Below are 11,325 nucleotides of genomic sequence, written 5' to 3' on the forward strand. Positions count from 1 at the left end.
TCCGCCTTTCGCACAGCCCGCCGAGCACGATCGGCAGGAATCGCACGTGACATGGCGCCCCTAGGCGACAGGCCGCGGCGTAGTCGTGCCTAGGGTGGAACCATGACCGACGCCCTCACCTACTTCTCCGCGAAGCTCACCCACGAGACAGACGCCTCCGACGTCTACGACGCGCAGAAGGCCGGTCAACGGTTCGTGCTCGTCGACGTGCGCAGCGACGAAGCGTGGGCGCAGGGGCGGATTCCCGGCGCCATCCACATGCACTACCGCGAGATCGCGACGCGGGCTCCTCGCGAAATCCCCGCGGACACGCCCGTCGTGGTCTACTGCTGGAGCCCCGGGTGCAATGCCGGCACCAAGGGTGCGCTCGAGTTCGCGAAGATCGGGTACGCCGTGCGAGAGATGATCGGCGGTTACGAGTACTGGGTGCGCGAGGGGCAGCCGATCGAGAACGACGAGGGTGCACTCCCCCGCACGTTCGACCCCCTGACGATGGTCGTCCGCGAGCGGATGACGTCGGACTGACGCCCGATTCCTCGGGAGCTGCGGCCCCAGGATGCCCCATGTGCCCCATGAGCACACGTTACCGGCGGGGTTGAGCCCCCGGACGCTTATGCGGACTCCAGCTCCTCACGGAAGCGCTCAGCGGCCGCGCCGGCGAACTCCGGTGTGATCGGCTCGAGCACCTCGGGGACGACGTCGCAGACCACGGCGGTGATGTTGTCGCGCGAGCCCGCGCGAAGGGCGAACTCGACGAGCGAACGCGCGGCCGTCAGCGGCGACCCCGTGGCGAGCACCGGAGCGAGCGAACGCTCCGGCACGTAGTCGGTCACTCCGTCGCTGCACAGCAGCCACCGATCGCCGACATCCGAGACCCGCGCCACGATCGCGATCACGTCCTCGTCCCGACCCTGCATCGACGCCGTGATGATGTTCCGCTGGGGGTGCGTTGCGGCATCCGATTCGGCGATCAGCCCTCGGTCGACGAGCACCTGCACAAGCGAGTCGTCGTGCGACTCCTGCGTCAGCCCGCCGTCGCGCAGCAGGTACGCGCGGGAGTCCCCCGTGTGCGCGAGGATCACCGTGCCGTCGGGAGCCGTGAGCAGCCCCGTGAACGTGGTCGCCATCCCGGCGAGCGAAGGGTCGCGCTCGACGTGCGCACGCAGGTCCCAGTTGGCGATCCGGATGCGCTGCAGCCAGTCATCGAGCACGAGCGGCCCGCGGATGCCGGCCACGAGGCGATGCAGGAACGCGGACGACGCGAGATCCCCGGAGGGTCCTCCGCCCACGCCGTCCGCCACGGCGGCGGCCCAGGGCGCGGTGAACGCCGAATCCTGGTTCATCGCGCGATGCGGACCGACGTCCGACACCGCGGCAGCACTCAGCCGCAACGGCACGTGATCAGCGCGCGAAGTAGCCGCGGTAGTACTCGTATACCCAGCCGACGATCGCGATGACGAACACGGCGATCCCGATCGGCATCAGCCACGTGCCGACCGCGAGACCGATCATGCCGAGGGCGGCCGCGAACGCGAGCACGATGGGCCACCACGACCAGGGGCTGAACTCACCCAGCTCGGGGTCGCCGTCGTCGATCTCAGCAGTGAGACGGTCCTCGGGAAGCTCGCCGCCCTGCGCGCGGTGGACGCGGCTCACGTAGAACGCGATGAGCAGCGACATGAATGACGTGAACAGCAGCACGATCGTGCCGACCCACTCGATCCGGTTGACGACCTCGCCGGTGTTGTTGACGAGGTTCCACCACGTATAGACGACCGCGACGATGAAGAAGAAGCCGCTCAGGACCCACCAGAGTCCGACGTTGGTCCGCATCTACTTCACTTCTCCTTCGGCTGCGTCGACAACGGGTGCAGCGGGCGCGTCCTTCGCCGGGCCCACACCGACCGGCAGGCCGGCCTCGGGGTGGTTCAGGTCGAATGCCGGACGCTCGCTGCGGATGCGCGGGATCGACGTGAAGTTGTGCCGCGGCGGCGGGCAGCTCGTCGCCCACTCGAGCGACGCACCGTAGCCCCACGGGTCGTTCACGGTCACCTTCGGCGCCTTGCGGGCGGTGATCCAGACGTTGAACAGGAAGGGGATCATCGACGCACCGAGGATGATCGCACCCACCGTCGAGACCTGGTTCTGCCACGTCCATCCGTCGGCCGCGGAGTAGTCCGCGTAGCGACGGACCATGCCGTCCACGCCCAGCCAGTGCTGGATGAGGAACGTCATGTGGAAGCCGATGAACAGCATCCAGAAGTGCACGTAGCCGAGGCGCTCGTTGAGCATGCGGCCCGTCCACTTCGGCCACCAGAAGTAGAAGCCGGAGAACATCGCGAACACGACCGTGCCGAACACCACGTAGTGGAAGTGCGCGACCACGAAGTACGAGTCGGAGATGTGGAAGTCGAGTGGCGGCGAGGCGAGGATCACGCCGGTCAGACCACCGAACACGAACGACACGAGGAAGCCGAGGGCGAACACCATCGGTGTCTCGAAGGTCACCGATCCTCGCCACATCGTGCCGATCCAGTTGAAGATCTTCACACCCGTCGGGACCGCGATGAGCATGGTCATGAGCGCGAAGAACGGCAGCAGCACCGCACCCGTGACGTACATGTGGTGCGCCCACACCGCGACCGACAGGGCCGCGATCGAGATCGTCGCGTAGATCAGCGTCTTGTACCCGAAGATCGGCTTGCGGCTGAACACCGGAAGGACCTCTGAGATGATGCCGAAGAACGGCAGGGCGATGATGTACACCTCGGGGTGACCGAAGAACCAGAACAGGTGCTGCCACAGCAGCACGCCGCCGTTGGCCGGGTCGTAGATGTGCGAGCCGAGCACGCGGTCGGCCGCAGCCGCGAGGAGTGCCGCCGCGAGCACGGGGAACGCCATCAGGATGAGGATGCTCGTGACGAGCGTGTTCCACGAGAAGATCGGCATGCGCCACATGGTCATGCCCGGCGCGCGCATCGTGACGATCGTCGTGATGAAGTTCACGGCACCGAGAATCGTGCCGAATCCGCTCATGCCGAGGCCGAGCATCCAGAGATTTCCGCCGGCCCCTGGTGAGAACGTCGCATTCGCGAGCGGCTGATACGCGAACCAGCCGAAGGCGGCAGCGCCCTGGGGCGTCAGGAAGCCTGACACGGCGATGAGCGAGCCGAACAGGAACAGCCAGAAGGCGAAGGCGTTCAGGCGCGGGAACGCGACGTCGGGGGCGCCGATCTGCAGCGGCAGCACCGCGTTCGCGAAGCCCGCGAACAGCGGGGTCGCGAACATCAGCAGCATGATCGTGCCGTGCATCGTGAAGAGCTGGTTGTACTGCTCCTTCGTCGGCACGATCTGCATGCCCGGCTCGAAGAGCTCAGCGCGGATGATGAGCGCCATCACCCCGCCGAGCAGGAAGAACAGCACCGACGCGATGAGGTACATGTAGCCGATCGTCTTGTGGTCGGTGGAGGTGATCCACTTGACGATGATGTTGCCCTTCTGCTCGACGCGAGTCGCGCTGAGCAGCGCCGCCTGGCGGGGCGGCAGGGTGGTCGGGCGACCCTGGGTCGGTTCCTGAAGCGGAAGCGTCGTGGCCATGATCAGCTGTCTCCCTCGTGCTCGGACGCCTCACCAGTGGTGCCGGGCAGGTTCTGCAGGCGGTCGTACGCGTCGTCGATGTCGCCGGTCTGCCCCGCGGCGCGGAGCGACTCGAGGTAGTCCTCGTACTCTTGCTCGCTGACGACCTTCACGTTGAACAGCATCATCGAGTGGTACTCGCCGCACAGCTCGGCGCACTTGCCGGCGTACGTGCCCTCGCGGGTCGGCGTGAAGGACCAGAAGTTGTCCTTGCCGATGTACATGTCCTTCTTGTAGAGGAAGTCGATGATCCAGAACGAGTGGACCACGTCACGCGACTGGAGCTTGACCTTGACGGTCTGGTCGACGGGCAGGTAGAGGGTCGGCAGCGAGTCCTGGTCGATGTCGCCGTTGGCCTCGGGCTGGGCCTGGACGCCCATCGTCCACACGGCATCGGCGTTGTCCTCGTCCTCGCCGTCGTACATGAAGTCCCACGACCACTGCTTGCCGATCGCGGTGATCGACACGTCGGGGTCGTCGTACTGCGTCTCGAGGATCGCCTGGTCACGTGCGGTGAACGCGAAGAACCCGATCACGAGGATGAACGGCACGATCGTGTAGAAGATCTCGATCGGCATGTTGTACCGCAGCTGCACGGGCAGGCCGACCTGACCCTTGCGACGGCGGTAGGCGATCGCCGCCCACCCCATGAGGCCCCATGTCACCAGGCCGACGACGAGCAGCACGATCCACGAGTTGGTCCACAGGCCCGACACCATCTCGGTGCGGTCCGTGGCGGGCGTGCCGTCCTCGACGAAGCCAGGGAGGAAGCCGTTCAGCTCGGTCGGTGTGCATCCGGCGAGCACGACGGCCGCAGCGATACCGACCGGTATCAGGGCCCAGCGAAGACGGCGTTTCGACGGCACGGGCGCACCTTTCAGAGTTGCGAAATGTGACTGGTGCCAGTCTAGGGCAACCGCTCAGCCGATTCCGGCCAAGTCCCCAGCCTTCACCCGCTCAGCGGGTCGCGGATGCCCGGAAACCCGGCGTTCCGACGGCACGACGAAGAGGCCCGGACGCATCGTCACGGGCCTCGTCGGTCGGCGTTCAGTGGAAGCTGTCGCCGCAGGCGCAGCTGCCCGCCGCATTGGGGTTGTCGATCGTGAAGCCCTGCTCCGAGATCGTGTCCTTGAAGTCGATCGTGGCCCCGTCGAGGTACGGGATGCTCATGTCGTCGACGATGACCTCGACGCCCTCGAAGTCCACGGCCTTGTCGCCCTCGAGGAACCGCTCGTCGAAGTAGAGCTGGTAGATCAGGCCGCTGCATCCGCCGGGCTGGACGGCGACGCGCAGACGCAGGTCGTCGCGTCCTTCCTGCTCGAGCAGGCTCTTCACCTTCTGCGCGGCGGCGTCGGTCAGCAGCACGCCGTGCTCGCGCGCGATCTGATCGGTCGACAGTGCGGTGTCGGTCATGGCACTCCTCCGGACGGGCCGCGGTCACGCGGCGGATGCTGCGATTCTACGCCCGCCGCATGTGAGGGGGCTCGGGAACCGCCGCACGGCGGCCCGCTCAACGGGTGCGCGCGTCGAGCTTCTCGAGCAGGAGCGCCTCGGCGACGAGCGCGTTGCGGAACGTCTCGAGGTGCAGGGACTCGTTCGGGCTGTGCGCCTTGCCGTGCGGATCCTCGACGCCCGTAACGAGGATCTGCGCCCCCGGGAACTCGCGCACGAGATCGGCGATGAACGGGATCGAGCCGCCCACGCCCATGTCGACGGGGTCGACGCCGTAGGCCTCGCTGAACGCGTCCCGGACGTCGGCCACGGCCCATCCGGACGTGTCGACGAGGAACGGATCACCGTAGTCCTGGTCGGTGAACTCGAGCCGCGCGCCGAACGGCGCGTGCGCACGCATGTGCGCCTCGATCGCGGCATACGCGTCCGCCGCCCGCTGCCCGGGGGCGATGCGCGCGCTGACGACGACCGAGATCTCGGGGCTGAGCGTGTTCGAAGCGTTCGCGACGCTGGGAGCGTCGATGCCGGTGACCGTGATCGACGGCTTGTTCCACAGACGGCTCAGGATCGTGCCCCGCCCCACCGGCGACACACCCTCGGGCAGCCCCGCCTCGTCACGCAGCTTGTCCTCGCCGTACTCGGGCGTCGGCGCGTCGCGCTCGGTGAGACCTTCGACGGCGACGGCGCCGTCCTGGTCCCACAGCGTCGCAAGGAGCGTGACCGTCGCCATCATCGCGTCAGGGACCGCTCCCCCGAACATCCCCGAGTGCGACGCGTGCTCGAGAGTGCGGACCCGCATCGTGAAACGCGTGTTGCCGCGCAGCGACACGGTGAGCGCGGGCGTCTTCGCGTCCCAGTTGCCGGAGTCGGCGACGACGATGACGTCGGCGTTCAAGGCATCCGCGTTGTCGCTCAGGAACTGCGCGAAAGACCGCGAGCCGGCCTCCTCCTCGCCTTCGAAGAAGAGCGCGACGCCGAGGTCGAAGTCGTCGCCGAGCGCCTCCTTCAGTGCTCGGAGCGCACCGAGGTGCACCATGATGCCGGCCTTGTCATCGGCCGCCCCGCGGCCGTACAGCCGTCCATCGCGCAGCGTCGGCTCGAACGGGGGCGACTCCCACAGGGCCTCGTCGCCGACGGGCTGCACATCGTGGTGCGCGTACAGCAGGATCGTGGGGCGCCCGTTGCGCGCCGCGCGCGTGGCGATCACCGCGGGCATGCCGAGCTCGTCGGTGCCGGGAATCGCGGCCTGCCGCACGTCGACGGTCTCGAAGATCCCGAGGTCGCGGGCGAGGCCGGCGACGGTCTCGGCACTGCGACGCACTTCGGCCGGGTCGAACCCGGGGAACGCGATCGAGGGGATGCGCACGAGCGTGCCGAGGTCTGCGAGGGCCGACGGGATGCCCGTCTCGGCGGCGTCGCGGACTGCCTGGGGCCGGGAGTTCTCTGAGGTCATGCGGGTAATCTTAAGGGCACCCCTTTCCGGACCAGCGAGGATCAGCCGTGGCCAGAACCCCTTCCGCACCCGCATCCGATGGCGCCTCCGACGGCACCGTCCTCAACGGGGAGTCCGTCGGCGGAACCTCGGGCAAGGGCCGCCCGACCCCGACGCGCGCCGAGCGTGAGGCCGCGCGCAGGCGGCCCCTCGTCGCCGACACGAAAGAGGCGAAGGCGCGCGCCCGCGCCGAGCTCGCGACGCAGCGCGAGAAGGCCCGTCAGGGCATGGCGGCCGGCGACCCGAAGTACCTCCCCCCGCGCGACCAGGGGCCGCAGCGCAAGTTCGCACGCGACTTCGTCGACGCGGGCTGGCACCTCGGCGAGGCGGTGATGCCCGCGATGGTGATCGTCATCGTCGCCACGTTCATCCCCTCCGCGATGATCCAGTACTGGGCGTTCATCGGGCTGTGGATCTTCATCCTCTTCGTGATCGCCGACATGATCGTCACGTCCATTCGCGTCAAGCGCGCCGCGCGCGCGAAGTTCGGCGCAGACCGCTTGGAGAAGGGCCTCGGCTGGTACTCCGCGATGCGGACGATCCAGATGCGCTTCATGCGCCTTCCCAAGGCGCAGGTCGCGCGCGGTCAGCACCCGTCGTGATCCGGCGGATGCCGCGCCCCGGCGCATCCGTCGGAATCAGTCGTGAGCGACCAGGCCTCGATTGATCTGCCGTGCCCACAGCGGGCCGCGGTACAGGAACGCCGTGTAGCCCTGCACGAGGTCGGCCCCGGCGTCCAGTCGCTCCCGCACGTCGTCGGCGGTCTCCACACCGCCAACCGATACGACGCAGAAAGTGTCCGGCACCGCCGCGCGCACGAGCCGCAGCACGTCGAGCGACCGCACCTTCAGGGGTGCGCCCGAGAGTCCGCCCTCCCCCGCCGCGGCGACGACCGCGGGGTCGGTGGCGAGCCCCTCGCGTGAGATCGTCGTGTTCGTGGCGATGATGCCGGCAAGCCCCAAGTCGACCGCGAGGGCGGCGATACCCGTGATCTCGTCGTCGGGCAGGTCGGGTGCGATCTTCACGAGGAGCGGCGTCGCGCCCGAGGCGTCCTTGACGGTCTGCAGCAGGGGTCGCAGCGTCTCGACGGCCTGGAGCCCCCGCAGCCCTGGCGTGTTCGGCGAGGACACGTTGACGACGAGATAGTCGGCGAGGGGTGCGAGCAGGCGCGCGCTGCGCTCGTAGTCTGCCGTGGCATCCGCGACGTCCACCACGCGGCTCTTGCCGATGTTCACGCCGATGACGGGGCGCTTCGCGCGCCGGCGCAGCTTCGCGAGGCGTGCGGCGGCGGCCTGCGCGCCGCGGTTGTTGAACCCCATGCGGTTGACGACCGCGCGGTCCGGGATGAGCCGGAACAGCCGCGGACGCGGGTTCCCCTCCTGCGGGATGGCCGTGAGCGTCCCGACCTCGACGTGCCCGAACCCGAGCGCGTAGAGGCCCTTCACGCCGACGACGTCCTTGTCGAAGCCGGCGGCGACGCCGAACGGCGAGTCGAACGTCAGCCCCAGCGCGTGGGTGCGCAGGGACGCGTCGGGGCGCGTCAGCGCGCGCGCGATCGCGCTCGCGGGCGGGAGCCCCAGCATCCGGATCACCGCCATCGCCAGATGATGCGCGCGCTCGGGATCAAGACGCGACAGGACCGTGCGGAAGAGGAGGGGATACATCCCCTCCAGGCTATCGGCCGCGCTCGCCCGCTCTTCCCTGGTCAGCCGTCGGCGTCGTCGTCGCCCGCGGTGCCCGCGTACGCGTGGTCGGCGCGCAGCAGCGCGATCGCCGCCTCGAAGTCCTCGAGCGACTCGAACGCCTGATACACGCTCGCGAAGCGCAGGTACGCGACCTCGTCGAGCTCGCGAAGCGGACCGAGGATCGCGAGGCCGATCTCGTTCGTGTCCACCTGCGACGCACCGGTCTGCCGCACGGTCTCCTCGACCTTCTGGGCGAGCACCGCGAGGTCTCCGTCGGTCACGGGACGCCCCTGGCACGCCTTGCGGACACCGGACATGACCTTCTCGCGGCTGAAAGGCTCGATCACGCCGGAGCGCTTGATGACGTTGAGGCTCGCGGTCTCGATCGTCGAGAAGCGCCCACCGCACTGCGGGCACTGACGGCGGCGACGGATGCTGAGACCGTCGTCGCTCGTGCGGGAGTCGATCACGCGTGAGTCGGGGTGGCGGCAGAAGGGGCAGTGCATGGCACCGACAGACTACGCCCGACGGGCGGCGGCAGGTCCGGCCGACGCCGACGCGTCAGCGGATTCGGAGTCGGACTCGGAGGACTCGAAACGGGCCGTGATCGCCTCGCCGTGCGCGGGCAGCGCCTCGGCATCGGCGAGGACCACGATCTCGTCGCGCACTCGCGCGAGCGCCTCGTGGTCGTACTCGATGACCTGCTGCGGCCGCAGGAACGTCGCGGCCGACAGGCCCGACGCGTAGCGCGCCTGGCCGCCCGTCGGCAGCACGTGGTTGCTGCCCGCGAGGTAGTCGCCGAGGCTCACCGGCGAGTCCGGGCCGACGAAGACGGCACCCGCGTGGATGAAGTCCTCCGGCCGCGGGTCGGCCAGGTGCAGCTCGAGGTGCTCCGGGGCGTACGCGTTGCTGAAGTCCGTGGCGGCCGCGATGTCGTCGACGAGGACGATCGCCGATTGCGGTCCGGAGAGCGCAGCGGCGATGCGCTCGGCGTGTCGCGTGCGCGCGGCGCGGTCCGCGATGTCGGCCGCGACGGAGTCCGCGAGCTGGGGCGACGTCGTGACGAGCACGGCGGAGGCCTGCTCGTCGTGCTCGGCCTGGCTGATGAGGTCGGCCGACACGAGACGCGGATCGGCCGCCTCGTCGGCGACGATGAGGATCTCGGTGGCGCCGGCCTCGGCATCCGTCCCGACGAGCCCCGCGACGACGCGCTTGGCCGCCGCGACGAAGTTGTTCCCCGGCCCGGTGACGACGTCGACCCGGTCGAGACCCATGCCGGGCACACCGTGTGCGAACGCACCGATCGCCCCCGCGCCACCCATCGCATAGACCTCGGTCACGCCGAGAAGCCCTGCCGCGGCGAGGATCACCGGGTGCGCGCGGCCACCGTGCTCGTGCTGGGGCGGAGTCGCGAGGGCGATCTCCGTGACGCCGGCCACCTGCGCGGGCACGACGTTCATCACGACGCTCGACGGGTATACGGCCTTGCCGCCCGGCACGTACACCCCCACGCGGCGCACCGGCTGCCAGCGCTGGATGACGCGGGCTCCCGGCGCGAGCTCCGTCGTCGCGGGCGGCGGAACCTGCGCGGCCGACGCGATGCGGACGCGTGCGATCGCTTCTTCGAGCGCCGCGCGGACGGGCGGGTCGAGCGTGGCGACCGCGTCGTCGATGTGCTCCTGCGGGACGCGGATGTCGTGGCCGACCGTCCGGTCGAACTGCTCGGCCTGCGCGCGGAGCGCCCGCTCGCCTTCGCGGGCGACGTCCGCGACGAGACGGGCCGCCGCATGCTGGGCCTCCTCGCGGGCCGCGGTGGCGCGCGGAACGATGGCGAGGAGCTCGGAAGGGGTCAGAGTGCGGCCACGCAGGTCGATCGTGCGGAGCATCGTTCCAGGCTAGCGCGCGAGACTGGGCGTTCCCGCCAGCCGATCCGACGGCGTCAGCCGATCCGACGGCGTCAGCCGCGCGTGACCCCTGTGACATCGTGCAGGTAGCCGACGCGCCCGTCCTCGTGGCGGACGACGAACGTGTCGCTGCGGTCCTCGATCACGAGGGCCCACGCGGTGGGCCCGATGCGGAAGAGCGGGATCCCGCGCTCGTCGACGACGTCGCGCTCCTCGGGCACGAGCGCCCAGAAGGCCTGGTAGCGCACGGACGATGTCTGCGGGGCCGACTGTGCGGCGGGCGCCCAATCCTGCGCGGCATCCGGGCCCTGAGAACCGTACGCGTCGCCGCCGTACGCCTGCTCGCCGTAGCCGCCCTGGCCGTAACCGCCACCGGCGTATGCCGCGGTGGAGGTGTCGGGCTCACCGTACGCCTGCGCGGGCGCGTACTCGCCGGCTGGCTGCGACGCTTCTGCGGAGGCGGGGAGCCGTTCGGGCGCGGGGCGCTTGCTGACGGGGCGCGTCGGGCGCGCGACGCGGTGCGCGACCACCTCCTGGCGGCCGCGGAAGTCCTCCGAGAACGGCGGGATGAGCGGGCCGAACACGGTGAACACGACTCCGGCGACCATCGCCGCGAACGAGACCCACATGACCCACGAGCGCACCCAGGGGCCGTTCTGGGCGACGATGCTCACCGTCTCCCAGATCCACATGAGCCACACCGCGGCCGACACCGAGAAGGCCACCGACGCGAACTGGTCGATGCCGAGGGAGCCGACACGGCGGATGCCCTCGGGCGAGAGGCGCCGCAGCACGATGAGGAAGACCGCGACGGTGGGCAGCGCGATCGTGAGGATCCAGCTGATCCCAGCGGTCCATACCGACTCGAAGCGGAGATTGTTGACAGAGAAGAACGAGACGACGAAGGCGACCAGCCACGCCACGCCCAGCGCGACCTCGCGGATCGAGAAGGGGCCCACGCCGTACTGCGGCGGCAGCTCGGCGCCGCCGACGTCGTCGCCCACGAGGGGGTCGGACTCCGCCGCGGTCGTGTCGTCGGCCGTCGCGTCGGCCTGAGCCGCTGCTTCGTACTCGGTGGTGTCGCTCGTTTCGTCAAGCCTGCGCTCGTCTGTCACGATCTTCCCTTTCCGCACGACGTCTTGTCCTGACGCGTGGT

The 11,325-nt window shown here is 69.4% G+C and carries 12 protein-coding genes; 2 read left to right on the forward strand and 10 right to left on the reverse strand.

Annotated elements, in window-relative coordinates:
• Window positions 1–102: 102 nt before the first annotated feature.
• Window positions 103–525 (forward strand): rhodanese-like domain-containing protein, encoded by a 423-nt coding sequence (locus tag BJ991_RS13235; protein WP_179490703.1) that lies wholly within the window; start codon window positions 103–105, stop codon window positions 523–525.
• Between the two features lie 86 nt (window positions 526–611).
• On the opposite strand, the gene BJ991_RS13240 is transcribed toward BJ991_RS13235, so the two are convergent.
• The 6 genes from BJ991_RS13240 to BJ991_RS13265 all read right to left on the reverse strand — a co-directional run bounded on the left by BJ991_RS13240 (window position 612) and on the right by BJ991_RS13265 (window position 6,541).
• Window positions 612–1,343 carry a PP2C family protein-serine/threonine phosphatase gene (locus BJ991_RS13240; RefSeq protein ID WP_179490705.1) on the reverse strand — a complete coding sequence of 244 codons (732 nt, stop codon included), beginning with the start codon at window positions 1,341–1,343 and terminating at the stop codon, window positions 612–614.
• A gap of 58 nt (window positions 1,344–1,401) precedes the next feature.
• Entirely contained in the window at window positions 1,402–1,833 is a 432-nt protein-coding gene (locus tag BJ991_RS13245) for a cytochrome c oxidase subunit 4 (RefSeq protein ID WP_179490707.1), read from the reverse strand.
• On the reverse strand, window positions 1,834–3,597 hold the full coding sequence (gene ctaD / locus BJ991_RS13250) for an aa3-type cytochrome oxidase subunit I (protein ID WP_179490709.1): 1,764 nt from the start codon (window positions 3,595–3,597) through the stop codon (window positions 1,834–1,836).
• A gap of 2 nt (window positions 3,598–3,599) precedes the next feature.
• Entirely contained in the window at window positions 3,600–4,502 is a 903-nt protein-coding gene (ctaC, locus tag BJ991_RS13255; RefSeq protein ID WP_179490711.1) for an aa3-type cytochrome oxidase subunit II, read from the reverse strand.
• Between the two features lie 181 nt (window positions 4,503–4,683).
• Window positions 4,684–5,049, reverse strand: a complete 366-nt coding sequence (erpA, locus tag BJ991_RS13260) for an iron-sulfur cluster insertion protein ErpA (protein WP_179490713.1) — start codon at window positions 5,047–5,049, stop codon at window positions 4,684–4,686.
• A gap of 97 nt (window positions 5,050–5,146) precedes the next feature.
• Window positions 5,147–6,541 (reverse strand): dipeptidase, encoded by a 1,395-nt coding sequence (locus BJ991_RS13265; protein WP_179490715.1) that lies wholly within the window; start codon window positions 6,539–6,541, stop codon window positions 5,147–5,149.
• A gap of 47 nt (window positions 6,542–6,588) precedes the next feature.
• Here BJ991_RS13265 and BJ991_RS13270 point away from each other — a divergent pair, with 47 nt between their 5' ends.
• Window positions 6,589–7,182: a DUF3043 domain-containing protein gene (locus BJ991_RS13270; protein ID WP_179490717.1), complete on the forward strand. Its 594-nt coding sequence runs from the start codon at window positions 6,589–6,591 to the stop codon at window positions 7,180–7,182.
• Window positions 7,183–7,218: 36 nt separating this feature from the next.
• On the opposite strand, the gene BJ991_RS13275 is transcribed toward BJ991_RS13270, so the two are convergent.
• From BJ991_RS13275 to BJ991_RS13290, 4 genes are all read right to left on the reverse strand, one after another.
• Window positions 7,219–8,244 carry a quinone-dependent dihydroorotate dehydrogenase gene (locus tag BJ991_RS13275; RefSeq protein ID WP_179490719.1) on the reverse strand — a complete coding sequence of 342 codons (1,026 nt, stop codon included), beginning with the start codon at window positions 8,242–8,244 and terminating at the stop codon, window positions 7,219–7,221.
• A gap of 41 nt (window positions 8,245–8,285) precedes the next feature.
• Window positions 8,286–8,771 carry a transcriptional regulator NrdR gene (gene nrdR / locus BJ991_RS13280; RefSeq protein ID WP_179490721.1) on the reverse strand — a complete coding sequence of 162 codons (486 nt, stop codon included), beginning with the start codon at window positions 8,769–8,771 and terminating at the stop codon, window positions 8,286–8,288.
• Window positions 8,772–8,783: 12 nt separating this feature from the next.
• Window positions 8,784–10,151 carry a histidinol dehydrogenase gene (hisD, locus tag BJ991_RS13285; RefSeq protein ID WP_179490723.1) on the reverse strand — a complete coding sequence of 456 codons (1,368 nt, stop codon included), beginning with the start codon at window positions 10,149–10,151 and terminating at the stop codon, window positions 8,784–8,786.
• A gap of 71 nt (window positions 10,152–10,222) precedes the next feature.
• A complete protein-coding gene (locus tag BJ991_RS13290) occupies window positions 10,223–11,284 on the reverse strand; it encodes a hypothetical protein (protein ID WP_179490725.1) in 1,062 nt (353 codons plus the stop codon).
• Between the last annotated feature and the right edge of the window lie 41 nt (window positions 11,285–11,325).

It is taken from the genome of Microbacterium immunditiarum, from assembly GCF_013409785.1.
GTDB lineage: Bacteria > Actinomycetota > Actinomycetes > Actinomycetales > Microbacteriaceae > Microbacterium > Microbacterium immunditiarum.